Origin of the sequence: Deinococcus radiotolerans (genome assembly GCF_014647435.1) — a bacterium.
GTDB classification, from domain to species: Bacteria; Deinococcota; Deinococci; order Deinococcales; family Deinococcaceae; genus Deinococcus; species Deinococcus radiotolerans.
In genome coordinates this window covers 241,441-266,446 of sequence record NZ_BMPE01000001.1, presented here as the reverse complement: position 1 = coordinate 266,446, position 25,006 = coordinate 241,441, and the positions used below count along the sequence as shown (strand labels likewise).

At 69.3% G+C, this 25,006-nt stretch carries 24 protein-coding genes; 14 read left to right on the top strand and 10 right to left on the bottom strand.

Features of this window, described 5'->3' with window-relative positions:
- The first annotated feature begins 214 nt into the window (after window positions 1-214).
- The gene (locus tag IEY63_RS01255; protein WP_189067154.1) at window positions 215-1,792 is read left to right on the top strand and encodes an L-glutamate gamma-semialdehyde dehydrogenase; all 1,578 of its coding nucleotides are present in this window, start codon (window positions 215-217) and stop codon (window positions 1,790-1,792) included.
- Here IEY63_RS01255 and IEY63_RS01250 read toward each other — a convergent pair.
- Entirely contained in the window at window positions 1,786-2,157 is a 372-nt protein-coding gene (locus IEY63_RS01250) for a DUF4180 domain-containing protein (RefSeq protein WP_189067153.1), read from the bottom strand. The two genes, IEY63_RS01255 and IEY63_RS01250, sit on opposite strands and share 7 nt — an antisense overlap.
- A 43-nt stretch (window positions 2,158-2,200) precedes the next feature.
- On the opposite strand from IEY63_RS01250, the gene IEY63_RS01245 reads away from it, so the two are divergent.
- A complete protein-coding gene (locus tag IEY63_RS01245) occupies window positions 2,201-2,701 on the top strand; it encodes a DinB family protein (RefSeq protein ID WP_189067152.1) in 501 nt (166 codons plus the stop codon).
- A gap of 14 nt (window positions 2,702-2,715) precedes the next feature.
- Window positions 2,716-4,008: an aminotransferase family protein gene (locus IEY63_RS01240; protein WP_189067151.1), complete on the top strand. Its 1,293-nt coding sequence runs from the start codon at window positions 2,716-2,718 to the stop codon at window positions 4,006-4,008.
- A 57-nt stretch (window positions 4,009-4,065) separates the two neighbouring features.
- On the opposite strand, the gene IEY63_RS01235 is transcribed toward IEY63_RS01240, so the two are convergent.
- The 4 genes from IEY63_RS01235 to aroE are packed head-to-tail and all read right to left on the bottom strand — an operon-like array spanning window position 4,066 to window position 9,899.
- Window positions 4,066-4,464: an OsmC family protein gene (locus tag IEY63_RS01235; protein ID WP_189067150.1), complete on the bottom strand. Its 399-nt coding sequence runs from the start codon at window positions 4,462-4,464 to the stop codon at window positions 4,066-4,068.
- Between the two features lie 4 nt (window positions 4,465-4,468).
- Window positions 4,469-5,740: a hybrid sensor histidine kinase/response regulator gene (locus IEY63_RS01230; RefSeq protein ID WP_189067149.1), complete on the bottom strand. Its 1,272-nt coding sequence runs from the start codon at window positions 5,738-5,740 to the stop codon at window positions 4,469-4,471.
- On the bottom strand, window positions 5,737-9,045 hold the full coding sequence (locus IEY63_RS01225) for a PAS domain S-box protein (protein ID WP_229784406.1): 3,309 nt from the start codon (window positions 9,043-9,045) through the stop codon (window positions 5,737-5,739). The genes IEY63_RS01230 and IEY63_RS01225 overlap by 4 nt, the downstream gene beginning before the upstream one ends.
- Window positions 9,042-9,899 carry a shikimate dehydrogenase gene (gene aroE, locus IEY63_RS01220; RefSeq protein WP_229784405.1) on the bottom strand — a complete coding sequence of 286 codons (858 nt, stop codon included), beginning with the start codon at window positions 9,897-9,899 and terminating at the stop codon, window positions 9,042-9,044. The genes IEY63_RS01225 and aroE overlap by 4 nt, the downstream gene beginning before the upstream one ends.
- Before the next feature lie 267 nt (window positions 9,900-10,166).
- Here aroE and IEY63_RS01215 point away from each other — a divergent pair, with 267 nt between their 5' ends.
- From IEY63_RS01215 to IEY63_RS01195, 5 genes are all read left to right on the top strand, one after another.
- Entirely contained in the window at window positions 10,167-11,231 is a 1,065-nt protein-coding gene (locus IEY63_RS01215) for a PhoH family protein (RefSeq protein WP_189067148.1), read from the top strand.
- 82 nt (window positions 11,232-11,313) lie between these two features.
- Window positions 11,314-11,781 carry an rRNA maturation RNase YbeY gene (ybeY, locus tag IEY63_RS01210; RefSeq protein ID WP_189067147.1) on the top strand — a complete coding sequence of 156 codons (468 nt, stop codon included), beginning with the start codon at window positions 11,314-11,316 and terminating at the stop codon, window positions 11,779-11,781.
- An 8-nt stretch (window positions 11,782-11,789) separates the two neighbouring features.
- Window positions 11,790-12,173, top strand: coding sequence for a diacylglycerol kinase (locus tag IEY63_RS01205; protein ID WP_189067146.1), 384 nt, complete (start codon window positions 11,790-11,792; stop codon window positions 12,171-12,173).
- Between the two features lie 81 nt (window positions 12,174-12,254).
- On the top strand, window positions 12,255-12,824 hold the full coding sequence (locus IEY63_RS01200) for a GNAT family N-acetyltransferase (RefSeq protein WP_229784404.1): 570 nt from the start codon (window positions 12,255-12,257) through the stop codon (window positions 12,822-12,824).
- Between the two features lies 1 nt (window position 12,825).
- Window positions 12,826-13,431: a hypothetical protein gene (locus tag IEY63_RS01195; protein ID WP_189067145.1), complete on the top strand. Its 606-nt coding sequence runs from the start codon at window positions 12,826-12,828 to the stop codon at window positions 13,429-13,431.
- 33 nt (window positions 13,432-13,464) lie between these two features.
- Here the strand turns inward: IEY63_RS01195 and IEY63_RS01190 are convergent, their stop codons facing one another.
- Window positions 13,465-14,529 carry a lipid II:glycine glycyltransferase FemX gene (locus tag IEY63_RS01190; RefSeq protein WP_189067144.1) on the bottom strand — a complete coding sequence of 355 codons (1,065 nt, stop codon included), beginning with the start codon at window positions 14,527-14,529 and terminating at the stop codon, window positions 13,465-13,467.
- A 79-nt stretch (window positions 14,530-14,608) separates the two neighbouring features.
- Here IEY63_RS01190 and IEY63_RS01185 point away from each other — a divergent pair, with 79 nt between their 5' ends.
- Window positions 14,609-15,628, top strand: a complete 1,020-nt coding sequence (locus tag IEY63_RS01185; RefSeq protein ID WP_189067143.1) for a peptidylprolyl isomerase — start codon at window positions 14,609-14,611, stop codon at window positions 15,626-15,628.
- 60 nt (window positions 15,629-15,688) lie between these two features.
- On the opposite strand, the gene wecB is transcribed toward IEY63_RS01185, so the two are convergent.
- The 4 genes from wecB to miaA all read right to left on the bottom strand — a co-directional run bounded on the left by wecB (window position 15,689) and on the right by miaA (window position 20,700).
- Window positions 15,689-16,819, bottom strand: a complete 1,131-nt coding sequence (wecB, locus tag IEY63_RS01180) for a non-hydrolyzing UDP-N-acetylglucosamine 2-epimerase (protein WP_189067142.1) — start codon at window positions 16,817-16,819, stop codon at window positions 15,689-15,691.
- Window positions 16,816-17,961 (bottom strand): MraY family glycosyltransferase, encoded by a 1,146-nt coding sequence (locus IEY63_RS01175; protein WP_189067141.1) that lies wholly within the window; start codon window positions 17,959-17,961, stop codon window positions 16,816-16,818. Before IEY63_RS01175 ends, wecB begins: the two co-directional genes overlap by 4 nt.
- 448 nt (window positions 17,962-18,409) lie before the next feature.
- Window positions 18,410-19,651 carry a glucose-1-phosphate adenylyltransferase gene (glgC, locus tag IEY63_RS01170; RefSeq protein ID WP_189067140.1) on the bottom strand — a complete coding sequence of 414 codons (1,242 nt, stop codon included), beginning with the start codon at window positions 19,649-19,651 and terminating at the stop codon, window positions 18,410-18,412.
- A gap of 134 nt (window positions 19,652-19,785) precedes the next feature.
- Window positions 19,786-20,700: a tRNA (adenosine(37)-N6)-dimethylallyltransferase MiaA gene (miaA, locus tag IEY63_RS01165; RefSeq protein WP_373290870.1), complete on the bottom strand. Its 915-nt coding sequence runs from the start codon at window positions 20,698-20,700 to the stop codon at window positions 19,786-19,788.
- A 108-nt stretch (window positions 20,701-20,808) separates the two neighbouring features.
- On the opposite strand from miaA, the gene IEY63_RS01160 reads away from it, so the two are divergent.
- The 5 genes from IEY63_RS01160 (at window position 20,809) to IEY63_RS01140 (ending at window position 24,967) form a co-directional block, all read left to right on the top strand.
- Window positions 20,809-21,195 carry an Hsp20/alpha crystallin family protein gene (locus IEY63_RS01160; protein WP_189067139.1) on the top strand — a complete coding sequence of 129 codons (387 nt, stop codon included), beginning with the start codon at window positions 20,809-20,811 and terminating at the stop codon, window positions 21,193-21,195.
- 69 nt (window positions 21,196-21,264) lie between these two features.
- Window positions 21,265-21,630 carry a phage holin family protein gene (locus tag IEY63_RS01155; RefSeq protein WP_189067138.1) on the top strand — a complete coding sequence of 122 codons (366 nt, stop codon included), beginning with the start codon at window positions 21,265-21,267 and terminating at the stop codon, window positions 21,628-21,630.
- 2 nt (window positions 21,631-21,632) lie between these two features.
- Window positions 21,633-22,505: a pantoate--beta-alanine ligase gene (gene panC, locus IEY63_RS01150; RefSeq protein WP_373290869.1), complete on the top strand. Its 873-nt coding sequence runs from the start codon at window positions 21,633-21,635 to the stop codon at window positions 22,503-22,505.
- The gene (locus tag IEY63_RS01145) at window positions 22,502-23,578 is read left to right on the top strand and encodes a type IV pilus twitching motility protein PilT (RefSeq protein ID WP_189067136.1); all 1,077 of its coding nucleotides are present in this window, start codon (window positions 22,502-22,504) and stop codon (window positions 23,576-23,578) included. Before panC ends, IEY63_RS01145 begins: the two co-directional genes overlap by 4 nt.
- A gap of 216 nt (window positions 23,579-23,794) precedes the next feature.
- A complete protein-coding gene (locus tag IEY63_RS01140; RefSeq protein WP_189067135.1) occupies window positions 23,795-24,967 on the top strand; it encodes an ABC transporter ATP-binding protein in 1,173 nt (390 codons plus the stop codon).
- The last annotated feature ends 39 nt before the right edge of the window (window positions 24,968-25,006 follow it).

Genomic DNA, 25,006 nt, shown 5'->3' with positions numbered 1-25,006 from the left:
CCCACGGGTGTCTCATGCATTCCGGACGGCGTGGCGTGCACGGATCAAGCGGCGGCTCCAGTTTCACATCAACGGCCGCTTTTCAATCGAAAGGTTTATGGCTCATTTCTGCACTTCCACTCCGCTTAGCGGCATGGCATTTTGAGCGTCTGACAGCGTGTTTACGCCCTATGGGCCGGGTGTGTTAGCCTCGCGGCAACCACAAGGAGGTTCTATGAGCAGCACCCTGATGGAAGGGTTCCTTCCCTTCGAGCACGAACCGTACTTCAACTTCCGTGATGAGCAGGTGGCCGGGCGCCAGCGCGCCGCGTTCGAGCAGGTGCGCCAGAAGTACCTGGGGCGCACGTTCCCGCTGATCGTGAACGGCCAGGAGGTGCAGGGCAGCGGCACCTTCGACGTGCACAATCCCGCCGACAACCGCGAGGTCGTCTGGTCCTTCCAGAAGGCCACGCCCGCCCAGCTGGACGACGCCGTGAAGGCCGCGCAGCAGGCCTTCGAGGAGTGGCGCTTCACCGAGCCGTTCCAGCGGGCCACGATCTTCAAGCGCGCCGCCGAGCTGCTGCGCGCGCGCCGCATGGAATTCAACGCCGTCATGACGCTGGAAAACGGCAAGAACTGGGCCGAGGCGGACGGTGAGGTCGCGGAGTCCGTGGATCACTTCGAGGTGTTCGCGCGCGAGGCGATGCGCTGGGCGAGCGGCAAGCCCGTGTACCCCATGCCCGACGAACACGTCACGACCGTGTACGAGCCGCTGGGCGTCGTGGCCTGCATCAGCCCGTGGAACTTCCCCAGCGCGATTCCGCTGGGCATGGCGCTGGGCGCGCTGGCCGCCGGGAACACCGTCATCTGGAAACCCGCGTCCGAGACGCCGCTGTCCTCGTACCTGATGATTGAGCTGCTGTTCGAGGCCGGGCTGCCGCGCGGGACCGTGCAGTTCCTGACCGGCACGGACGACGTGCTCGGCGATCCGCTGGTGGATCACCCGGGCGTGCGGATGATCGCGTTCACGGGCAGCAAGGAGATCGGCTGCCGCATCTACGAGCGCGCCGCGCGGGTGCAGCCCGGGCAGAAGTGGCTCAAACGCGTGATTGCCGAGATGGGCGGCAAGGACCCCACGGTCGTGTGCGCCGACGGGGACCTTGAGGCCGCCGCGACCGGCATCGTGCAGGCGGCGTTCGGGTACAGCGGGCAGAAGTGCAGCGCCTGCTCACGCGTGATCGTCGAGGAGAGCGTGTACGACGACCTGCTGAACAAGGTGGTCGAGAGGGCCAAGAGCCTGAAGGTGGGCCTGCCCGAGGAGAATGCCGACCTGGGCCCCGTCATCACGCAGGGCAGTGCCGAGCGCATTGCGAAGTACGTGCAGGAGGGGCAGGGCCGTGTGCGCCTGCTGCTCGGCGGCGAGACGCCGGATGTGGGTGAGCGCGTGGGCGGCTACGTGGGGCCCACCATCCTCGCGGATGTGGAGTCAAACGATCCTCTGTTCCAAGAGGAGATCTTCGGGCCGGTGCTGGCCTTCACGAAGGCGCGCGACTGGGAGCACGCCATTGAACTGGCGAACGACAGCGAGTACGGCCTGACCGCCGCGTTCTACTCCCGCGATCCACGTAAAATTGACGAGGCCCGCCGGAAGATGCACGTGGGGAACCTGTACATCAACCGCAAGTGCACGGGCGCCCTGAGCGGCACCCATGCGTTCGGCGGGTACGGCATGAGCGGCACGAACGCCAAGGTGGGCGGCCCGGACTACCTGTTCTGGTTCCTGCAGACCAAGACCATCGCGCAGCGCTACTGAGGGTGCGTGGGGTGGGGCGCGGTCTGCCGGTGCAGCCACGCCCGCCCTGCCGCCTCGTCTGGCACGAAGCGGATGAGTGGATGCCGGGCGTGCTCCCGGGCGAGTTCCGTGAAGCGCGGCCCGTAGCGGTCCGGATCAGTCACCACCAGCGCGACGGGCAGGCGGTAGTTCACGAACTTCTGGAACAGCTCACCCAGCAGCCCCGTCTTCAGGTTCAGGAAGTCTGGTCCCAGGTCGGCATCCCGCAGCAGCAGGCCGTCCAGGCCGAAGGTCGCGCCGATCACCTCTGGAATATCGGCGGCGTGCACGACCTGCACGCCCAGTTCGGGCAGCGTCCGGATGTTCAGGGACTGTTGCGGATTCATCCTCCTATTCTCGTTTCTCCGCTTTATCTGGGACACTGGCCACATGACGGATGACACCCGCAATCAACGCTCGCAGCTCGCATTCGCCCGGCTCCTCCCGAAACTGTTCCGGGGTGGGCAGGCGTTCGTGGGCGTGGAGGCGTCCCTCAGCGGCCTCACGGAGGAGCAGGCCACGACGCGCCCGGCGGGCCTGCCCCACAGCGTGGCGGAACTGGTCGCTCACGTGAACTGGTGGAACCGCTGGATGCTGGACATCATCGAGATGGGGCAAGCCCAGCCGTACCCGGCGCACGCGGCCGACACGTGGCCCGAGGTGCCCGCAGCGGACTGGGCGCGCGTGAAGAACGAGTTCTACGAGCTGCTGGCCCGCATTGACCCGCACGCGGCCCGGCCGGACCTGTCCAACCCCGTGAATCACGAGGAGACCATCGGGGAGCTGCTGGCAGACATGGCGCTGCACACCGCGCACCACTTCGGTCAGGTGGTCACGGTGCGGCAGGCGCTGGGCGCGTGGCCCCCTCCTGGCGGCGGCGACACCTGGTAAGGAAAAGGATTTCTATGTCGAACGTGTTTTACCGCAGCAGCAGGACGTACCCGGTCGCCGTGCGTGCCGGGGGCGTGTTCATCGAGACGCAGGATGGCCGCTCGTTCCTGGACGGGTCGTCCGGGGCGCTCGTGGCGAACATCGGGCATGGACGCGTGGCCGTGGCGCAGGCGATGGCCGGTCAGGCGGCGCAACTGGCGTTCGTGCACGGTTCGCAGTTCACGAGTGACGTGCTGGAGGCGTACGCCTCGCGCCTCGCGGACTTCCTGCACCTGCCCGCGTACCGCTTCTGGGCGGTGTCGGGAGGTTCGGAGGCGAACGAGAGCGCGATCAAGCTGGCCCGCCAGTACCACGTGGAGCGGGGCGAGCCGGGGCGCTTCAAGGTCATCACGCGCGTTCCCAGTTACCACGGGGCGTCGCTGGGCGCGCTGGCGGCGTCGGGGATGGGCGCGCGCCGGGAGGTCTACGCGCCCCTGATCCGCGAGGACGCCTGGCCGAAGATGCCGAAACCCGACCCTGCCCTGAGCGGCGAGGCGGACGCCGAGCGGCTGCGCGCCGTGCTGGAGGCGGCCGGCCCGGAATCGGTCGCGGCATTCATCTGCGAGCCGGTGGTGGGCGCCTCAGACGCGGCGCTCGCCCCGAACGCCGGGTACCACGCCCGGATGGCCCAGATCTGCCGGGAGTACGGCGTGCTGTTCGTGGCGGACGAGGTCATGAGTGGCATGGGCCGATGCGGCGCGCCGCTGGCCGTGCGCCTGGGCGGGGACGTCACGCCGGACATCGTGGTGCTCGGCAAGGGCCTGGCGGCCGGGTACGCGCCCCTGGCGGGCCTGATGGCCAGCCCGCAGCTCTACGACACGGTCATGGGCGGCAGCGGAGCCTTCAAACACGGCTTCACGTACTCGGGACATCCGGTCAGCGTGGCGGCAGGCCTGAGCGTCCTGGACATCGTGGAGCAGGAGGGACTGGTGCAGGCGGCCCGCGAGCGCGGCGCGCAACTCCTGTCGGGTCTGGAGGCCCTGAAGGAGCGGTACCCGCAGGTTCTGGCCGTGCGCGGGCAGGGGCTGCTGCTGGGCGTGGTCCTGGGCGACCCCGCCACCGGGCAGGCGCTCAACCGGCCTGGACTGGCCGACCGGGTGGCGGCAGCGGCCCGTGAGGAGGGCCTGCTGACCTACCCGGGGTCCGGGGCAGTGGACGGCGTGCGTGGGGACCACCTGCTGCTGGGGCCGCCGCTGAGCATCACGGCGCCCGAGGTGGACCTGCTGCTGGAACGCCTGGACCGGGCGCTGGCAGCCGCACCGGTCTGAACCGACCGCAGAGCGGGCCGCGCCTACAGGTGAGGCGCAGCCCGCTCCAGTGACGCGTTACTCGACGCGGGTGTCGACGGTGATCTCGCTGTTCAGGCTGGCGGCCACCGAGCAGTACTTCTCGTGGCTGAGGTGTGCGGCCTTGCTGAGCGCGTCTTCCGTGATGCCCTCGCCGCTGGCGATGTGGCGCACGGTGATGGTCGTGTAGCGCTTGGGGTCCGTCTCGGCCCGCTCGCCTTCCACCTCGATGCGGTAGCTGGCCAGCGGTGTGCGGCGTTTTTTCATGATTTCCACCACGTCGTACGCGGTGCAGGTGGCCAGGGCGCCCAGCAGGGCCTCCATGGGCGACACGCCGATCTTGGTGGGGCTGTTGTCAATCAGGAGCTGGTGGCCGCTCTCGCTGACGCCCAGGTAGCGCTGCTCGCCGAGCCAGGTGACGTTCAGGGTCTTTTTCATACGCTCACGCTAGCGCGTCGGGCTGCGCGGCGGCGTGGTCCTGTCCGGGCAGCTCGGCTGGTTCCTGGTCCAGCTCGTCGGTCAGGTCCACGTCCTCGCCGCCCTCCTCTTCCAGTTCGGGGAGCCGGACGCGGAAGGTGGCGCCGCCACCCGGGGTGTCCACAACGTCGATGGTGCCGCCGTGCGCCGTCACGACCTGCTGCGCGATGGTCAGGCCCAGTCCGGCCGAGCCGGCCTCCTTGCCGCGGTAGAACTTGTCGAAAATGCGGGGTTTGACCGCGTCGGGCACGCCGGGCCCGCGGTCCACGACGCGCACCTCGATCTCCCCGGCCCTGGGTTCCATCTCCAGGTGAACCATGTGCGGACCGCCGGTCACGCGGATGGCGTTCGTCACGAGGTTCACAAACACCTGCGTGAGCCGCCCGGGATCGCCGACGATCTCGTAGTTGCCATCCGGGGCCTGCACGCCGTAATCGCGGCCCACCTGGCGCAGCAGGTTGCCCAGGTTCGTGAAGTGCATCTCGATGCTCTGCACGAGTTCACCCCGGGACAGTTGCAGCAGGTCGTTCACGAGACGCGTCATGTTCTCCGCGACGCGCTGCGCGTCCTGCAGGGTCTGACTGCCGCCCACCTCGCGTTCAGCGCGGCGCAGGTAGCCGTGCAGCGCGGTCAGGGGCGTGCGCAGTTCGTGGCTGGTCTCGGCCAGGAAGGTCTTCTGGAGGTTCAGGGCCTCTTCAAGCTGCTTGGCCTGCACCTCCAGACGCTGGCTCTGCCGCTCGGCGGTGTTCCGCAGCCGCTCGACTTCCTCCAGGCGGGCCTTGAGGCGGTCGTTCAGCTCGCGGACCTCGCGTTCGGCGCGGTCGCGCTGGATGCGGGCGTCCACCTCGTTCATCGCGCGGCGGATGCTGGACGGCAGGCGTTCGAGGCGCTGCTTGAGGATGTAGTCGGTGACGCCCTCGCGGAGAGTGTCCACGGCGGTTTCCTCGCCCATCGCGCCGGTCACGATGATGAAGGGCACGGTGGGCAGACGCTGATGCGCGGCGCGATAGGCGCTGAGGCCGTCGTAGCTGGGCAGCGCGAAGTCACTCAGGATCAGGTGCGGCCGGAAGTCCGTCAGGGCGGCCAGGAAGCCCGCCTCGTCCTCCACACGCGTGATGCTGACGGGCCACGGCAGCTCCTCCTCGACGTGCATGGTGACCAGTTCGTGGTCGAGTTCGCTGTCCTCGAGGTGCAGGAGGCGCAGGGGGTCGCCGCTGGCGGGCAGGGCGTCGGTCATCCCGGGCCCTGGAGGGGCAGGGTGACGCTGAACGTCGCGCCCTCGCCGGGGCGGCCCTCGGCGGTGACGCTCCCGCCGTGGCGGGTCACGATGCGGCGGACGTTGGCCAGGCCGATGCCGATGCCTTCAAATTCGTCGGCGCGGTGCAGTCTTTGGAACACGCCGAACAGTTTATCCGTGTAGCGGGGGTCGAAGCCCAGGCCGTTGTCCGAGACGTTCACCGTCACTTCATGTTTGCTGGTCCGGGCGGTGATCTCCACCCGGGCGCTGTCCGTGCCGCGCGAGTACTTGATGGCGTTGCTCAGGAGGTTCGTGAACACCAGGGTCAGGAGCGCCTCGTCCCCCTGCACGGTGGGCAGTTCGTCTGGCAGGACCAGCTCGATGCGGCGCCCGGCGCGGTCGTGTTCCAGGCTGCGCCAGCTGCCCTCGATCACGCGGCGCAGGTCCACCGGCACCTGCCGCAGTTCCTGCCGACCCATGCGCGAGAACGACAGCAGGTCGTCAATGAGCTGACTCATGCGGCTCGCCGAGTCCTTGATGACATTCAGGTACCGCACACCCTTGGGACTGAGGTCCGTGCCGGTCTCCTTGGCGAGCAGGTCCCCGAAACCCACGATGTGCCGCAGCGGCGTGCGCAGGTCGTGGCTGACCGAGTAACTGAAGGCCTCCAATTCGCGGTTGGCGGCCTCCAGTTCACGGGTGCGCTGCTGTACGCGCTCCTCCAGCGACAGGTTCAGGGCCTGCAGGTCCGCCTGGGCCGCCTGGACGCGCTCCTGAAGGCGGTCGTTGGTGAGGGCCGAGGCGAACCGCTGCGCGAGTTCCTGCGCGAGGTCCTGGTCACGGGCGGTCAGCGCCTGCCGGTACAGCAGACCCAGCACGCCGATCATGGCGCCGTCCCGGCTGGTGAGCGGGTAGAACAGCGCGCCCGTCGCATTCACCCGGTGCAGGGCGGGATCCGCGTCAATGAAGACCGGATCCTCCGAGGACGTGACCTGCTCGATGGCCCCACCGGCCACCACCTGGAACGCGGCGGCGTGCCACGTGGCGGACGGCGAGGACACCGCGACCAACTGCGTGGGGTTCACGGTCCAGAGCGCGCCGCTGTCCACGAAGCGGCCGTCCAGGCGGGCCAGGGCCGCGCGATACCGGTCGTGCCGCAGCGTCCCCGGGTCGTCGCTACGCCCGGAGAGCTGCTCGGACACGTCGGCCAGGAGGCGCGCGGTCTGCTCGGCGTACACCTGATCATCCACGTCGGTGCTGGTCCCCACCCACTCTAGGACCTGCCCTTCGCGGTCAAGAACCGGCAGGCCACGCGTGACGAACGCCCGGAACTGCCCGTCGGCGCGCAGCAGGCGGTGCTCGGCCTCGAAGGCGCGGCGGGAACTCAGCGCGGCCTGCCAGCGGCGCAGGTAATCCGCTCGGTCGTCCGGGTGGATCAGGCTGCTCAGCGGCTGAGAGGCGCGCGCCTCACCCACGAACTCGGTCCACTGGCGGTTGAAGTAGGCGGGCGCGCCGCGCGGGTCGGTCAGCCACACGATCTGCGGCATGCCCTCCAGGACGGTCCGGTAGCGTTCCTCGTTGCGCTGCGCGAGCCGCTCGGCCAGCAGCCGGTCGTGAATGTCGGTGGCGGTCGTCACCCAGGCACTCACGGCCTCCCCGTCGGCGCGGCCGGGGTCCAGGATCGGGTTCACGCGCACCTGGAACCAGCGGTCGCCGTGGGTGGTGGCCAGCTGCCACTCGCTGCTGGCGTCGCGGCCGCTGGCGGCCACCTGCTCACGCCACTGCCGGTACGCGCCGCGTTCCTCCGGCAGCAGGTGCTCGGTCAGTTCCGCACGGCCCAGCAGCACCTGGTGGGCGCGGTTCTGGTACTGCATCTCGCCGGTGCGGCCGGTCAGCTGCACGATGCTGGGCAGGGTATCGAGCACGGCGCGGGACCGCCGCTCCTCGGCCTGGAGGGCCTGCTCAGCCTCCACCCGCTCGCGGATGTCCCGCACGACCTCGAGCAGGCCCAGCAGGGAGCCGTCCGGGGCGCGCACCTCGCTGCGCTGCGCCTCGCCGGAGAAGACGCTGCCGTCCGCGCGGAGGTAACTGGTGGACAGCGGCGCGAAGCGGCTGCGGCCGTCCAGGCGGCGGTCCCCGTGAATCACGCCAAGCGGACTGCCGGCCAGGTCGCTGCGGCCCAGCCACTCGCCGAGCGCGTGATTCACGAGCCGGATGCGGCCCTCGGCGTCCGTGAAGACCGCGCCGTCCTGCATGGACTGGAAGATCGCCTCGAACTCGGCGCGGGCGGCGTCCTGAAGGGTGCGGGCGCGCAGCAGGGACACGTTCATCAGTTCGGCGCGGCTGCGGGCGTCCACCTGGGCCTTCACGATCTGGAAGGCGAAGCCCGCCAGCAGCAGGCCCAGCAGCGCGATCAGGTAGGGCAGGGTGGCGGCCAGGTCGCGGCCGAACGCGCCGTCCGCCTGAAACTGGATGGTCCAGGTCTGCCCGACCAGGTCAAAGCCGGTGCTCGTCACGAACTCCGGCTCGTCGCCGTCCTCTGCGGGGGTGTTCAGGGGCTGGCCGGCCAGGCTGACCCGGGCGTTCAGCGCGCCGGTCGGTCCGCCACCGTTCAGGCCGCGCAGCAGGTCGGCGGAGCTGACGGCGACGTACATGAAGCCCTGGATGCCGCCGCGGCCCTGCACGGGCAGGACGACCAGGAAGCCGGAGGTCGGCTGACCCTGCGCCTCGCGCTGCACGAGGTGCAGCAGGGGCGTGGCCACGGCGCGGCCGCTGGCCTGCGCGCGTTGCAGGGTGGCGCGCCGCTTCACCTCGCTGTTCAGGTCATAGCCAATGGCGTCCAGGTTGGAGGTGGTTGCCGGGGCAATCCGCACGGAGATGACCCGCTCATCCTGCACCGGGCCGTCCGCCGTGAGCTGCACGTCCGGGCCGACCGTTCGTTGCAGTTCAGCTTCCAGCTGCGCGGCCTGACCGGCCGGGACGATCTGGGCAAAACCGACCGCCCGCACGCCCGGGTACCGCTCGGCGATATTCAGGCCGCGCACGTACTGGTCGAAGGCGGGCTCGCTGGCGCTGGACGCGAAGGTCTGCCAGCTGGCGCGCGTGGCCTCCAGCAGCCGTTCGTACACGAGCACGCGGTCGCGCAGCAGCTGGGTGTACGCGCCGGCCTCCCGCTCGAAGCGGATGCGCTGCTGAGCGCGCGCGAAGGAATGCACCACGAAGGCCATGACCAGCGTCAGCACCACGACCAGCAGCAGGACCAAGATCGGCACCTGTCGCCCACGCGCGGCGGACAGCAGTCTCACCGGGGCGCTCCGGCGGCGCGCAGTGCGTCCAGGAAGACCTGCACGGGAACGTCGGTGCCCGTCCAGGCCTGGAAGGCCAGGCGCGCCTGGTGGGCCAGCATGCCCAGGCCGTTGTGGGCGCGCAGGCCGCGGGCGTGCGCTTCGCGGATCAGGCGGGTCTCGGCCGGCTTGTACACCATGTCGTAGATCAGCGCCCCGGCGGGGAGCCGCGCCAGGAACGTGGCGTCCAGCGGGGTCTGGTCGGGGTCGTTCAGGCCGGCGCTGCTGGCGTTGATGACGACCTGCGCCGCCTCCCAGGGAACATCGATCGCCGGGGCCGCCTGCACGTTCCCCAGTCCGCTGAAGTCAGCCGCGAGGGCCTGCGCGCGGCCCAGGGTGCGGTTCACGACCCAGGTGGGCCGCGCCAGGTCACTCAGGGCGACGAAGGCGGCGGCGCGGGCCGCTCCGCCCGCCCCGAGAATCACGACGCTGCCGCGCCCGGCATCGTCCAGGCCCGCGTCGCGCAGCGCGGCCAGCAGGCCCGGGGCGTCCGTGTTGTCCCCGCTGAGCTGCCCGCCGCGGTGAACGATGGTGTTCACGGCGCCGATCAAGCGCGCCGCGCTGCTCAGGTCATCCAGCAGCGGCAGGACGGTTTCCTTGTGCGGCAGGCTGAGGTTGGCGCCCAGGGTCCCGGCCGAGCGGAGGGCCTGCACCGCCTGCGGCAGGTCGGCGGGCAGGACGCGGCGTGCCTCGTAGGTCCCGTTGAGTCCGGCATGGGCGAACGCGGCCGCGTGCATGTGGGGTGAGAGGGAGTGCGCGGCCGGGTCTGCGTACAGGTAGGCTCGCAGCGCTTGGTCAGGGTCCGGCACGGTCACCCGCACAGTCTAAGGCAGGCCCGCGCCCGCACCGGGCAGGTCAACGGGCGGTGAAGGCGGGTGTCCAGGACTGCCCCTCAGGGGACAGCGGCGTCCATAAGGGAAATGGGGGATGCGGCGCTGCACGCCGCGGCGCACAATGTGCCTGGGAGCACGCCCGCCCCGGCCGGTGCGCGCGAGAATGCGGGCCTCCCAGCGACCCTCCGCCCCTCTTCCCCTTCCCCGCCTGCGGGGTGAGGCCTGCGCCTGGCGCGCACTGGAGACGATTTGACACAGCCTCAACAGGACAGCGGCACCCTGCCCACTTCCGGCGCGTTCAGCGCGACCGTGACCCTGGACAACCAGCGCGAGGCCTACGCGCTGCTCGGGGCGGGAGACGCGAACCTGCGCCGCATGCGTGAACTGACCAAGGCGAAACTCGTGGCGCGCGGCGAGACCATCACGATCACCGGTGATGAGGAGCAGGTCGCGTCGGCTGAGCGCATGGTGCGCGACGCGCTGGACGTGGTCCGTAGCGGCGGCGAATTGACGCCCGACAGCCTGCTGCGCTCGGCGCGGCTGAGCGGCGAGGGCCGCAGCCTGGCCCAGGAGACGCAGGTGAACGGCCTGAGCCTCCCGCGCGGCCTGAAGCCCAAGACGCCCGGGCAGAAGCAGTACCTGGACAGCATCGACAAGAGTGACATCACCTTCGGCATCGGGCCCGCCGGGACCGGTAAGACGTACATGGCGGTCGCCATGGCCGTGCAGGCGCTGAAGGTGAAGAAGGTCAAGCGGATCATCCTGACCCGTCCCGCCGTGGAGGCCGGGGAGCGGCTGGGCTTCCTGCCGGGTGACCTGCAGGCGAAGATCGACCCGTACCTGCGCCCGCTGTACGACGCGCTGCAGGACATGCTGGATCAGGAGAAGTTCGAGTCGTACCTGACGAGCGGCGTGATTGAGATCGCCCCGCTGGCCTTCATGCGCGGCCGCACGTTGAACGACGCGTTCATCATCCTGGACGAGGCGCAGAACACCACGGGCGAGCAGATGAAGATGTTCCTGACGCGCATGGGCTTTTCCAGCAAGGTCGTCGTGACAGGGGACGTCACGCAGATTGACCTGCCGCGTCACGTCACGAGCGGCCTCGCGGTGGCCAAGCGCGTGCTGGGCAACATTGACGGGATCGCCTGGCACGAGTTCACGGACGCTGATGTGGTGCGTCACCCTCTGGTGGGCCGCATCATCAAGGCCTACGAGAGCGCCGAGAATGCCGAGCAAGACAAGCGCGCCGCGCGGCGTGGCGAGTTCGCCAGCATTCCCGAGGGCGAGGGCGACGGCGAACACCGCCCCTAAACAGTGCGCTGAGTGAGGCCCGGCCGCCCTGCGCGCCGGGCCTTTCCGCGCTGGCCCTCAGCCATCCACTATCCTCTGTGAAGTGATTGATCTGATTGTCCGCAAGACGCCGCCCGCCGGTCTGCGTCCCGCCCTGCGCGGGAGTCTGGAGGCCGTGATGGCGCACTTCGGGGTGACGGAGCGCGAGGTGACGGTCGTGCTGGTCGGGGACCGCACCATCCGCGCCCTGAAACGCGAGCACTGGGGTGAGGACGCCGTGACGGACGTGCTGAGTTTCCCCACCTGGGAACCCGGCGATCCGTTCATCCCGCCTCACCTGGGGGACATTGTGATCAGCCTGGACACCGCCGAGCGGCAGGCGCAGGCGCGCGGGCACAGCCTGACGCGCGAGGTGGCGCTGCTGGCCAGTCACGGCCTCACGCACCTCGTGGGACACGACCACCCGCATGCGGAGGGCCTGGGCTTCGAGGAGGGCGCGACCGGCCCGGAGTGGGCCGTGTTCCACGGCGCGTGGGACGCGGCGCGGGCGGCGCTGCCCGAAGGCGCCTGAGGCCGGACGTGCGCAGCGACGGGTCCGCCTGGAATGCGCGGCGCTGGTGGCGCTCGGCGGGCTTCGCCTGGGCGGGCGTGCGGCAGGCGTACCGCACCCAGGCGAACTTCCGTATTGAGTGCTGGGCGGCGCTGCTGGCAGTCGCGGTGACCCTATTGCTGGGCGCGCCGCTGGCCCCGGTCGCGCTGGCCTGCGCGCTCGTGCTCAGCCTGGAACTCGTGAACACGGCGCTGGAGGCGACCGTGGATCTCGTCAGCCCGGAGCGGCACCCCCTGGCGAAACTGGCCAAGGACGCGGCGGCGGCAGCCGTTCTGGTCGCCTCGGCCGGGGCGCTGCTGGTCGCGGCGGGCACGCTGCTGCCCCCGCTGCTGCGGCTGCTGCGTGGCGCCTGACCTGGGCGGCCGCCGGGGGTGGGCGGCGCAGTGCGGGGTTCCGCGCAGTGTGGAGCGCCCCGGGTGTGCCAGCATGCGCGCGTGCCGGACTCCGCGCCTGACCTCTCCCCTGCTGCCGTGACCCTGCGGGGCCGCCGCCCGCGCGACCTGCCCATCCTGACGCGCTGGCTGACCGACCCGGACGCCGAGTGGCGCGCGTGGGACGCGCCCTACCTGCCCGCCTGGGACACCACCGTGAACCTGCAGCGGTACGCCGAGTCCCTGCCGGGCCGCCCGCCCAGCCCGCATGAACGCGTGATCGACGTGGGCGGCGTGGTCGCGGGCATGGTGAACCGCGCCGAGGAGGACCCGGCGGGGGGCGGCTGGTGGGACCTGGGCATCCTGATCTACGACCCGGCGCACTGGGGGCGCGGGCTGGGCTCACGGGCACTGGCGCTGTGGGTGCAGGCGACGCTGGACGAGACGGACGCGCACGTGCTGACCTTCAGCACCTGGGGCGGAAACGACCGCATGATCCGCGCTGCGCGGCACCTGGGTTTCCGCGAGGCGGGCCGGGTGCGTGAGGCGCGCCTGATCCGCGGCCAGCGCTTCGACGCGGTGCGTCTGGACCTGCTCAGGCGCGACTGGACCGACCTGGACCGGAGGACCTGAGGTGCCGCGCGAGCGGGAGACGCCGATCAATCCGCCCGGGTTCTTAGCCACTCAGGACCTCAAAGACCGCGGGTGGACGCCCGCACTGATTCGCCGGTTCCTGGGCGAGCATGACCGCACCCGGCCGAACGGCCTGCGGATGGGCCGCCGCCGCCTGCCCCCGGTGAAACTGTACGAGGAGGCGCGCGTGCTGGACGTCGAGCGGGACGACACGTTCCTGGCGGCGCAGGCGCGCGCGGCGGACGCCCGTGAGCGTGCCGAGCAGACCCGCGCGGCGCGCGCCCAGGCGCGGCAGGAGCTTCTGGAACGCGCGGCGGGCGAGTACGTGCCCGTCATTCACCCCGAGCCGCTGCGCCGAGGCGCGGTCCGCAAGGCGCGCGAACCGTACCAGGGGGCCCTGGACGCCCGGCTGGACGTGCTGCGGCGTGAGATTCCCAGACTCACCGCGTGGGAGGAGGTAACGCTGGCAGGCTTGCTGCGCGCCCAGCTAGACCGAGCTCTGCACGCCGCGTACCCCTGGTATCCCTCACCGGACGCGCCAGACGCCGCGCCGGTCAGGCCGGGCGCCGCGAAAGCCAGTGACTGGCGCGACTGGGACTGGGACTGAGCTCAGCCAGGGGCTGGCCTGAGTGACTTGCTCTTACAGCACGTCTTCGGCGCTGCCCCGCTTGCGGAGGTTGTTCTGCGTCTTGCGCCAGCGCAGCGCCTTCACGATGGCCGGCGCGGCCGGATTCAGGTTCAGGTCGTACGCGGGGTACCAGACGCGCTGCTCACTGAACTTCAGTTTCATCTTGAACACGCCGTACGAATGTTTACTCTCGTCCAGCACGCGCGGAATGCCCCAGAAGTCGAACAGTTCGTAGCCGCGCTGCCGGGCGTCCAGCATGGCGTTCCAGTAGAAGGCGTCCGGGGCCTTGGCGTCCTTAAGGGGGCTGCCGTCCTCGGTCACGCGGTCGTCACGGACGCTGCCGCCGAACAGGTAGTACGTGCCCTTGCCCATCGCCAGGAAGAAGCCCCCGGCCAGCGCGCGGCCCTGGTAGCGGGACAGGACGATGTACGCCTCGCCGCCGTGCGCGTTGCCCTCGCGCAGCATGGTCTCGTAGTACGCGCGGGGAAAGGCGCCCAGCTGGGCACGTTCGTTCGTGGCGGTGAAGATCTCCCAGAACGCGTCGAAGTCGTCGTCCCGTCCGGCCACCACGCCCAGCTTCTGCGCGGTGCGGACGTTTCGGCGCGCCATGGAGTGCAGACCCGCGAACAGTTCATCCTCGCTCCGGGTCAGGTCCGCGATGATCGTGTGCTCGGGCTGCTCGGTGTCCGCGCGGCGGAACGGGCCGTAGCTGTCGGGCAGCGTGACCGTGTCCGTGGCGAGGAACGGCACAGGCGGCTCGATCTTCAGCAGGGCGTCCGTGGGCCGCGCGACGCGTTTCACGGCGTCCGCCACGCCGGGCAGCAGGTCCAGGGACTCCAGGGCGGGGCCGCGCGGGGCGTACAGCGTACTGAAGCCCGGCACGAGCCGTTTGCGCAGCAGTTGCAGGGCCCCGACCGTGCGGCCCTCCTGCTGGATGAGGTACCGGGCGGGCGACTGGCCCAGCTGCCGCCTCGCCTCGCCGTACCCCCAGCCCTGCAGGGCACTGGTGATGGGCAGGTTCCGCACGGCGTCGTCATAGACGCGCGGGTCGGTGGTTTCCACGAGGTTCAGGCGCACGCGGGGGATTGTAGCAGCCGGGCGCGCCCATTCACGCGCCCGTCACGGTCTGCTGGCGCCAGGACGCTAGAGTGACAGCGTGAAACAATTCCTGTTGACCGCCCTGCTGCTGTCTGGGGCCGCCCTGGCGCAGACCGACACGACTGCCCCGGCCACACCGGCCCCGGCGACCACAACCCCTGCCCCCACGACCACCCCGGCGGCCGCGCCCACCCAGGACCCGGCGGCGGTCGTGGCCCGCGTGGGCACGCAGACGTACACCATGGCGGACTACGACCGGGCGTTCCGGCTGGCCGTGGCGCGCGTCCTGAACGGTCAGGGTCTGCCGTACAGCGATGAGTACATCACGGAGTTCGCCGAGGCCCGCGCGGACTTCCTCAAGCAGTTCGTCCGTGACCGCGCGGTCGAGCAGCTTGCGCGCGCCAGCGTGAAACTGGACGCGGCCGTGGTGGACAAGCAGATGGAAGAAGCCCGCGCGGACTTCGAGAGTGACGCGGCGTTCCTGGAGGCCCTGAAGGCCACCGGGTACAGCAGCGCGGACGAGCTGCGCGCGGAACTTGAACGCCGCGCGGTGGTCAACGCCTACCTGGAGAAGGTGCAGGGCCGCTTCACGTTCGGCGACGCGCTGGTTGGCGGGTTCTACAACCTGCACAAGGCCGAGTTCCAGCAGGACCCCGAGGCGTGCGTGAAGCACATCCTGGTCCCCACGCAGGCCGAAGCGCAGGCCATCGCCAAGGACCTGGCGGGCGGCGCGGACTTCGCGGCCGTCGCCAAGGCCAAGAGCCAGGATCCGGGCAGCGCCGCGCAGGGCGGCGACCTGGGCTGCTTCGGCCCGGGCGAGATGGTTGAGACCTTCGACGCGGCCAGCTTCAAAGGCCCGGTGAATCAGGTGCAGACCGTGCAGTCTCAGTTTGGCTGGCACCTCGTGCTGGTCACCAAGCGCACCGACGCTGGCCTGCTGCCCCTGGCCGAGGCGGCGCCGCTGATCCGCGCGAAGCTGTCCAGTGAGGCGGCGCAGAAGTACCTGGACGCTCAGGTCGCCAAGCTGACCAGTGAGAGCTTCCCGGACCGCGTCACGGTGGCGCCCGCCAGCAAGTAAAGCCGGAACCCAGAGAAGCGCCGCCGGTGTCCCGAAGGACCGGCGGCGCTTCTCTGACGTTCAGTTCCAGTCGGCGGGCCGGTCTGCCAGACCGAAATGCCACGCGATGGCCTGCGCGATCCGCTGCGACGCGCGCCCGTCCCCGTAGGGGTTGCGGGCGGCACGCATGGCGGCCAGGGTCGCCCCGTCACTCAGCAGGTCTCGCAGCATCACTTCCAGCTGGGCGGGGTCGTTCCCGGCGAGTTTCAGAACGCCCGCCTCGACGCCCTCCGGGCGCTCAGTGACGTTGCGCAACACCGCGACTGGAACACCCAGCGCCGCTCCCTCTTCCTGGAGGCCGCCGCTGTCGGTGGCCAGCAGACGCGACGCGGCCATCAGGGGCGCCATGTCGCTGTACTCCAGCGGGTCGGTCAGCTCGAAGTTCGGGACGCTCCCCAGTGCGGGACGTACGGCCTCCTGCACGGCGGGCGAGAGGTGCACGGGATAGATGAAATGATGGTCCGGGTGAGCCTGCGCCACGCGGGCCAGGGCGAGCGCCATCTCGCGCATCATGGGCTGATTCTCCCGGCGGTGCATGGTGACGGTCACGAGGGGCTGCCCCGCGTCCAGGCGCGCCTGCCACGCGGGGCGCAGTGGGACGCGCCCGGCCACCTCACGCACGGCGTCCACGGCCGTCTGCCCAGTGACCACGATCCCGTCCGGCGCCTTGCCCTCGCGGAGCAGGTTGGTCTTGCTTCCGGCCGTAGGGGCAAAATCCAGGGTGCTCAGCACGCCCGTCAGGCGGCGGTTCGCTTCCTCCGGGAAGGGCTCACGCAGGCTGCCGCTGCGCAGCCCCGCCTCGACGTGCCCCACCGGAATCCCCTCATAGAAGGCGCTGAGCGCCACGCAGAAGCTGGTGCTGGTGTCCCCATGCACGAGGACCATGTCGGCCCCCATGTCGCGCAGCGTGCGCCCGGCCTGCGGCACGATCCGCGCGGTCAGGTCCGCGAGGGTCTGCCGGTCCGTCATGACATTCAGGTCCAGGTCCGGGGTCAGGCCGAAGACGTTCAGCGCCCCGTCCAGCATCTGCCGCTGCTGCCCGGTCGAGAGAATCTGGGCCGTCAGGCCGGGCGTCGCCTGCACGGCGCGGTACACCGGCGCCATCTTGGTGGCCTCAGGTCGGGTCCCGAAGGCCAGGATGATGTTCTTCACTCGTCGTCTCCCTGCCCGGTCTGGGCCAGTTCCATGTTGCGGGCTCGCACGCGTCGGTACGCTACAAACAGCAGGCACAGCATCGCAGACACGATCGTCCCGGCAATCGCCTGCGCCCGCAGGCCCTGCAGGCTCATGCCGACCGCCCCGCAGGCGAGCGCCACCAGCCACAGGATCACGGCGGTCCGCCGCGCGCTGCTGGTGCGGGCCAGCACCCGGTGGTGAATGTGGGTCTTGTCCGGGTGCCGCAGCGGGTTGCGAATCCCGCGCGCCAGGCGACCGATTACGACCTGCGTGGTGTCCACGAGGGGCAGGGCCAGGACGATCAGCGGCACGATCAGGCTGGCGCCCGCGCTGAACTTCAGGGTGCCCAGCAGGCTCACGGCGGCCAGCGTGTAGCCGAACAGCGTGCTGCCCGCGTCCCCCATGATGATGCGACTCGGGTTGAAGTTATGCCGCAGGTAGCCCAGCGCCGCCCCGGACAGTCCAGCCAGCAGGACGACGGCGGCGGCGCGGTCCGGGAACTGCGCGGCGGTGGCCAGCAGCACGAAGCTCGCCACGAACGCCACGCCACCCACCACGCCGTCCACACCGTCCAGCAGGTTCACGGCGTTCGTCAGGCCCACCACCCACAAGATGGTCAGCACGGTGCTCAGTGCCTGGTTCAGGGCGTCCGGCAGGACTGGCAGGAACGGAATGGCATTGAAATCGATGCGCAGGTCATTCACCAGCAGCAGCACCGCCGCCAGCGTCTGCACGAGCAGGCGCGTGACGGGCGACAGGCCGTACTGGTCGTCAATGAACCCCACCAGCACGAGCATGGAGGCGCCCAGCAGGATCGCCAGCACCTGAATGTTCACGATGTCCACCGCGATGGGCCGCAGCGCCCATGCCAGGATGATGCTGACGATAAACCCGCCATAGATGGCCAGACCACCCGCGTTCGGGAGGGGCTCCTTGTTCAGGCGGCGTTCGTTGGGCTGATCGGCCCAGCCGACCTGAATGGCAAAGTCCCGCAGGCGAGGAATGAAAAACCAGGTGAACACCCCGGCACTGATGAACGTGACTATGACACTGAGGAAGCCCCGGCCCGTCAGGTCGGCAATGCCCAGCTGGGCGGCAAGTGAGCGGAGTAACTCCATAAACGGCCCAAGTGTAACGGCTGACACGCCTGGAAAGATCAGAGCGCCTGTACTGACACGCCAGCCGTGGAGCAGAGGCGGGTCATTCGCGCCCGGAATCCATCCAGCCAACTGACCCGGCTGGCCGCTGCGGGCTGCCTCCAACGCGTGTCAGCCCAGAGTCGTGAATAGCTCAATTCGGTTGCAAAGATGACCGCGAGTGCGCTGTCCGATGGACCGGCATCCAGGCCCTCTGCCCGGCGAATCGGCCATTCACCGCGTCCAGAGGAAACTCAAGCAACAGGCCAGAAAGTCAGACCGTCTGCACGCTGAGTTCCGCTGCGTTTCAGTACAGTCAAGGCTCGCATGGGTAAGCGGACACCGATGGTTCTCTCAGCTGGTGTGAACCGCCCCGCATCGCCAGACCCATAACAGCAGGTCCGGGGGTGCGGGGCGGTCCGTTCCGGGATCAGAAGGTGTAGCTTTTGGGGACCACGACGACGCCGTTGTCCGTGACGGTGAAGCCGCGGGCGCGGTCCTCTTCGGCGTCCAGGCCAATTTTGGTGCCGGGGGGGATGATGACGTTCTTGTCCACGATGCAGTTGCGGATGTGCGCGTGGCGGCCCACCTCGACGTCGTCGAACAGCACGCAGTTTTCCACGAGGGAGTACGAGTGGGTGCGCACGCCGCGCCCGAGGAGGCTGTCGCGGACGGTACCGCCGCTGATGATGGCGCCCCCGGCCATAATTGAGTTGAACGCCTGTCCTTTGCGGCCTTCGCTTTCGTGCACGAACTTGGCGGGTGGGGAGAATTCGCTGCTGGTCCGCAGGGGCCACTGCGGGTTGTAGATGTCGAAGGACGGGTTGACGCTCACGAGGTCCATGCTGGCGTCGAAGTACGCGTCGAGGGTGCCCACGTCCCGCCAGTAGGTGTTCGGGCCGGTCTGGCCGGGGATGGGGTTGCGGTGGAAGTCGTACGCCTGGACGTTGTACCCGTCGCTCAGGGCGCGGGGGATGACGTCGCCGCCGAAGTCGAAGCCGATCTCGCCGCCGCCCATGTTGGTTTCCAGTAGTTCTTCCAGCGCGCGGCGGGAGAAGATGTAGTTGCCCATGCTGGTGAGGCTGGTGCCGTCCTGTCCGGGGATGCTGGGTGGGTTCTTGGGTTTTTCGAGGAAGTCCGTGACGCGCCAGTTCTGGTCGACGTGCATCACACCGAACTGGTGGGCCTGCGCCTGCGGCATGGGGTACGCGGCGATGGTGACGTCCGCGCGGGTCTCGATGTGTTTTTGCAGCATGTGCTCGACGTTCATCTTGTAGATGTGGTCGCCGCTGAAGATGGCGACGTAATCGGCTTCGTAGTTGTCGATGAGGTGCATGTTCTGGTACACGGCGTCGGCGGTGCCGCGGTACCACACGGGCCCGAGTTCCTCGATGCGGTACATCTGGGCGGGCACGAGCGTGATGAAGTAGTCGCTGAGGAACGTGCCGAAGCGCCAGCCTCGCTGGATGTGTTCGGTGAGGCTCTGCGCTTTGTACTGCGTGAGGACGTAGATGGAGAAGACGCCGCTGTTGATGAAGTTGTTGATGGCGAAGTCAATGATGCGGTATTTGCTGCCGAACGGCACGGCCGGTTTGCTGCGCTTTTGCGTGAGGGGGGCCAGTCGGCTGCCCTGTCCGCCTGCGAGGATCATGCCCAGAACGCGTGGTTTCATGTCTACTCCCTCCAGTGAACCGGTGGATCACAACTGCGGCTGCGTGAGCTGTTGTTCACAATACCGGACCCGCCCCGCGCGGTTGATGGGGCCGGGCTGCACAGCGGACTGCCCGGATCAGCGGAGGCGTCACGCTAGCGGTTCAGTGCGTCCAGCAGGGCCGCCGCAGCTTCATCCGGGCTTAACAGTGGGGCGTGGAGCTGGGTGCGGATGAAGGTCAGCTGCCGTTTGGCATACTGGCGGGTGGCCACGGTGATCTGCGCCGCGGCGTCCGCCATGTCCAGCCTGCCGCGCGCGGCGGCCAGCACTTCGCGGTAGCCCAGGGCCTGCCACACGGTCGGGCGTGGGTCCCTCTCCGGCTCCACCTGGGTGGCCAGCCAGGCGGCCTCGTCGGCCCAGCCCCGCTGGAACATCTCGAGGATGCGGGTCTGTACGCGCGCCTCGTGTGCCGGTGCGGGCAGCGTGAACGCCGTCGGGGCGAAGGTGTACGCGGGCGTGCTGCGCCCGAAGGAGCCTGGGTAGCGGCCGGTGCGGCGGTGGACCTCCACGGCCCGCACGACGCGGCGGGGGTTGCGTTCCATGCGGGCCGCCTCGTGCGGGTCGGTGGCGGCGATCTCGGCCAGCAGGTCGTCCAGGCCACGTTCGTGCAGTTCCGCTTCCACCTGCGCGCGCGTGCTCGGGTCGCTGGGGGGGGTCAGCGGCAGCCCGCGCATGAGGGCCTGGAGGTAGAAGCCGGTGCCGCCCACGATCAGAGGGGCACGGCCACGGGCGAGCACGTCGGCGATGGCCGTTTCGGCGAGCGTCACGAAGCGGGCCACGTCGAAGGGTTCGGTCACGTCCGCCACGTTGATCAGGTGGTGGGGGACGCGGGCGAGGTCGTCCGGGCCGGGTTTTGCCGTGCCGATGTCCAGGCCACGGTAGACGGTAAAAGCGTCCGCGCTGATGATCTCCGCGCCCGTCGCCTCAGCGGTGCGCAGGGCCAGGGCCGACTTTCCGGCGGCGGTGGGGGCAGTCAGGATGGGGATGGGGCGGGGCAGGTCCAGCGGCACGCGCCCGATGATAGCGGCCCGCTTCCTGCAGTCCTGCGGGCCGCTGCGTCCATGCCGGGCCGGTCAGGGCACAGTGTCGGCCCGGGCGTGGATGTTAGCCTGGGCCGCATGAACGAGCCGGTGCTGGCAAGGCTGCAACACCTCATGACCCTGCGCGAGGAGGTCGAGACCCTGGCGGGCCTGGGCCCCTGGACGCCCGCCGCCGACTGGTGCGACGGGGACACCCACCTGGAACTGCACCTGGACGTGCCGGGCGTGCACCCCGACTCGCTGGAACTGCTGGAGGAGGGCGAGCTGGTCACGGTGGCGGGGCAGCGTCCGGAGACCCGGCGGCTGCTGCGCCATGAGAGGCCCAGTGGCACGTTCCGCCGCACGTTCACCTTTCCGGAACCGGTGATTCCGAATACCGGTGAGGCCAGCCTGAATGGCGGCGTGCTAACCGTGAAGTTCGAGAAGAAGCACCCCACGATCAACGTGGCCGTTCAGGGCAAGTAGCCGCCGCCGGGGCCCTGAAGTGCGCGCCGACGCGCAGTGGGGCGCGCAGGCATCCCGTATCCTGCGGGTATGGGTTTCGTTCTTCGGCTGCTGGTCAACGCACTGGCCCTGTACCTCCTGACCCGCGTGTACGGCGGCGTGAGTTTCGCGCCGGGCGCGGACCTGCTGAGCGTGGTCGTGGCGGCGCTGGTGATGGGGATCGTGAACGCGCTGGTCCGGCCGGTGCTGCTGCTGCTGTCCCTGCCTGTGAACGTGCTGACGCTGGGCCTGTTCACGCTGGTGGTGAACGGCGTGGTGCTGTGGCTGGTGGCAGCGGTCACGGCCCTGAACGTGTCGGGCTTCGGGGCGGCCGTCATCGGGGCTGTGGTGCTTGCGGTGATCTCCTGGGTGCTGGACGCCGTCACGGGCGCCCTGGGTCTGGAGGACCGGAAGTGACCGTGACGGCGCCGCCGCGAGTCGAGACCACCCCGGACGGGCTGCGCGCGCGGCTGGCGGGACGGCGGGTGGCGTTCGTGCCCACCATGGGGTACCTGCATGAGGGTCACGCCACGCTGATCCGCGCGGCGCGCGCCGCTGTCCCGGACGGCCTGGTGGTCGTGAGCGTGTTCGTGAACCCCCTGCAGTTCGGTGTGAATGAGGACCTGAGCCGCTACCCGCGTGACCTGGAGCGTGACCTAGGCGTGGCGGGTGAGGCGGGCGCGGACGTCCTGTTCCACCCGGACGTGGCCACCATGTACCCGGACGGGTTCAGCACGCGGGTCAGCGTGAGCGGCGTCAGTGACAGTCTGGACGGCGCAGCGCGCCCCGGGCACTTCACAGGCGTGGCCACGATTGTCCTGAAACTGCTGAACCTCGTCCGGCCGGACGTGGCGCTGTTCGGCGAGAAGGACTGGCAGCAGCTGGCGGTGATCCGCCGCATGGTCCGGGACCTGAACGTGCCCGTCGAGGTGCGCGGGGTGCCCACAGTGCGCGCCGACTCCGGGCTGGCACTCAGCAGCCGCAACACTTACCTGGATGCCGGGCAGCAGGCGCGCGCGGCCGTCCTCTCCTCTGCGCTGCGGGCCGTGCAGGCCGCCTACCGGTCCGGTGAGCGGCAGCGGGAGGTCCTCGAAGCGGCCGGGCGGGCTGTGCTGTCGCGCGAGGAGGCGCTGACGCTGGAGTACCTGACGGTCGTCGGGGGGGATATGCAGGAGCGCGAAATGGTGGACAATGACCCCATGAATCGCGTCTTGGTGGCGGCCCGCCTGTTCGGCGTGCGGTTGATCGACAACATGCCCCTGGATTCCACTGCGGCCGGGACGGCCGGATGACGCTCGACGAGTTGCTGCGCGAGATGGTCGGGCGCCGGGCCAGCGACGTGCACCTCCAGGCGGGCAGCCCCCCCATGGGCCGCATCGACGGTCAGCTCGTGCCGTTCGGCACGCAGCCCCTCATGCCGCCGGACACGATGCTGCTCGCGCAGTCCCTGATGAACGCTGACCAGTGGGACGACTTCACGTACCGCAACGAGCTGGATCTGGCGTACAGCGTGTCCGGGCTGGGCCGCTTCCGCTGCAACGTGTTCCGGCAGCGGGGCGCGGTCGGGATGGTCATGCGCATCGTGTCCGACACCATTCCGGGGTTTGAGTCGCTGGGCCTTCCAGCGGACGTCATGCGCGGCCTGGCGGACCACCCGCGCGGCCTGATCCTCGTCACGGGGCCCACCGGGTCCGGGAAGAGCACCACGCTGGCCAGCCTGATCGATCACATGAACCGCGCGTACGCGTACAACATGATCACGATTGAGGACCCAATCGAGATCCTGCACCGGAACAAGAAAAGCATCGTGGTGCAGCGCGAGGTGGGCAGTGACACCCGCGACTTCCGCACCGCCCTGAAGTACGCGATGCGGCAGGACCCGGACGTCATCATGATCGGCGAGATGCGCGATAAGGAAACGGTGGAAGCGGCCCTGAGCGCCGCGCAGACGGGCCACCTGGTGGTCAGCACGCTGCACACCCAGGACGCCGTGCGCAGCGTGAACCGCATCATTGATTTCTTCCCGCCGTTCGAGCGGGAGCAGATCCGCCTGCAACTGGCCGAATCCTTGATCGGGATTGTCAGTCAGCGGCTGCTGCGGCGAGCCGACGGAATCGGACGCGTGCTGGCCCTGGAAATCCTCCTAAACACGCCGCTGATCCAGGAGTACATCAAGGATGAGAACAAGACGCCGCTGATCAAGGACGCCCTGATCGAGGACAACATCCGCGGCATGCACACGTTCGATCAGCACCTCGTGCAGCTGTACCGCAACACCCTGATCACCATGGACGAGGCGATGGCGGCCGCGACCAGCCCGCACGAACTGAAGCTGATGGTGACCCGCAGCGGCATCACCTTCTGAACTGACCCGCTGTGGCCCCCCCCTGGCCTGGGGGGCTTTTGTTGTCTGGGCGGGCCGCCGTCCGTTTGGCGCGGCGTGATATGCTGCGCGTGTCAGCGCGGCATGAACGGACACCTGGGATTCATTCACGTACCCCGGTTACCCGACTCGCCCCCACCGTGTCCCGGTGCGGGCCCATTCACGGGTAAGAGCAGGGGCGATAAAGGCAGGCACGTCATGGCAGAAGTGATTCTGGAGCACATCAACAAGCGCTACGGCACGAAACACCACGCGGTGAAGGACTTCAACCTGCACATCCAGGACCGCGAGTTCATGGTGTTCGTCGGGCCGTCCGGCTGCGGGAAGTCCACGACCCTGCGCATGATCGCGGGCCTTGAGGACATCAGCGACGGCATTCTGAAGATCGGTGACCGCGTCGTGAACGACGTGCCGCCCAAGGACCGCGACATTGCGATGGTCTTCCAGAACTACGCGCTGTACCCGCACATGAACGTGTACGAGAACATGGCGTTCGGCCTGAAGCTCCGCAAGACCCCCAAAGAAGAGATCGACAAGCGCGTGCGTGAAGCCGCGAAGATCCTCCAGATTGAGCACCTGCTGGGCCGCAAACCCAAGGAACTGTCCGGCGGTCAGCGTCAGCGCGTGGCGATGGGCCGCGCCATCGTGCGCGAGCCGAAAGTGTTCCTGATGGACGAGCCGCTCTCAAACCTGGACGCCAAGCTGCGCGTCGAGATGCGCTCGCAGATCAGCCAGTTGCACCGCCGCCTGGGCGCCACGATTGTATACGTGACGCACGATCAGGTGGAGGCCATGACGCTCGGCAACCGCATCGTGGTCATGCGGGACGGCGTGATCATGCAGGTGGACACGCCCATGAACCTGTACGACTTTCCGCAGAACAAGTTCGTGGCAGGCTTCATCGGCAGCCCCAGCATGAACTTCCTGACCGGCCGCATCCAGAACGGCGAGTTCGTCATCGGTGAGAACCGCGTGGCCACCATGGGCCGCCTCGGCCAGAGCCTCAAAGCCTACGAGGGCAAGGACGTCCTGATGGGCATCCGTCCCGAGCACCTGGGCATGGTCGGCATGACCGACATTCCCCGCGGCTCGAACATCCTGCGCGGCCAGGTGGTCGTGGTGGAGCCGCTGGGCGCCCAGACGGACCTGATCATCGACGTGGCCGGGCAGCACATCACCGCGAAGGTTGAAGGTCAGGCCAACGTCCTGCCCGGCGACAGCGTGGACCTGCTCGTCGACCAGACCCGCCTGCACGCCTTTGATCCCAGCAGCGAGGCCGCCGTGGACCGCGGCACCCCATCCGGCACCCGCGGCCAGGCCGACACCCCCGGCCTCGGCTACGAGTACGCCGCGCCCGTCAGCGCCTACTGAACCAACGCCAGACAGGCCGCGCACCCACCCGGGCTGCGC

What these genes read in the sequence shown, in the direction of transcription:
- IEY63_RS01255 (WP_189067154.1), top strand. Translation starts at nt 215, where the DNA reads ATGAGCAGCACCCTGATGGAAGGGTTCCTTCCCTTCGAGCACGAACCG.
- IEY63_RS01250 (WP_189067153.1), bottom strand. Translation starts at nt 2,157, where the DNA reads ATGAATCCGCAACAGTCCCTGAACATCCGGACGCTGCCCGAACTGGGC.
- IEY63_RS01245 (WP_189067152.1), top strand. Translation starts at nt 2,201, where the DNA reads ATGACGGATGACACCCGCAATCAACGCTCGCAGCTCGCATTCGCCCGG.
- IEY63_RS01240 (WP_189067151.1), top strand. Translation starts at nt 2,716, where the DNA reads ATGTCGAACGTGTTTTACCGCAGCAGCAGGACGTACCCGGTCGCCGTG.
- IEY63_RS01235 (WP_189067150.1), bottom strand. Translation starts at nt 4,464, where the DNA reads ATGAAAAAGACCCTGAACGTCACCTGGCTCGGCGAGCAGCGCTACCTG.
- IEY63_RS01230 (WP_189067149.1), bottom strand. Translation starts at nt 5,740, where the DNA reads ATGACCGACGCCCTGCCCGCCAGCGGCGACCCCCTGCGCCTCCTGCAC.
- IEY63_RS01175 (WP_189067141.1), bottom strand. Translation starts at nt 17,961, where the DNA reads ATGGAGTTACTCCGCTCACTTGCCGCCCAGCTGGGCATTGCCGACCTG.
- glgC (WP_189067140.1), bottom strand. Translation starts at nt 19,651, where the DNA reads ATGAAACCACGCGTTCTGGGCATGATCCTCGCAGGCGGACAGGGCAGC.
- IEY63_RS01160 (WP_189067139.1), top strand. Translation starts at nt 20,809, where the DNA reads ATGAACGAGCCGGTGCTGGCAAGGCTGCAACACCTCATGACCCTGCGC.
- IEY63_RS01155 (WP_189067138.1), top strand. Translation starts at nt 21,265, where the DNA reads ATGGGTTTCGTTCTTCGGCTGCTGGTCAACGCACTGGCCCTGTACCTC.
- IEY63_RS01145 (WP_189067136.1), top strand. Translation starts at nt 22,502, where the DNA reads ATGACGCTCGACGAGTTGCTGCGCGAGATGGTCGGGCGCCGGGCCAGC.
- IEY63_RS01140 (WP_189067135.1), top strand. Translation starts at nt 23,795, where the DNA reads ATGGCAGAAGTGATTCTGGAGCACATCAACAAGCGCTACGGCACGAAA.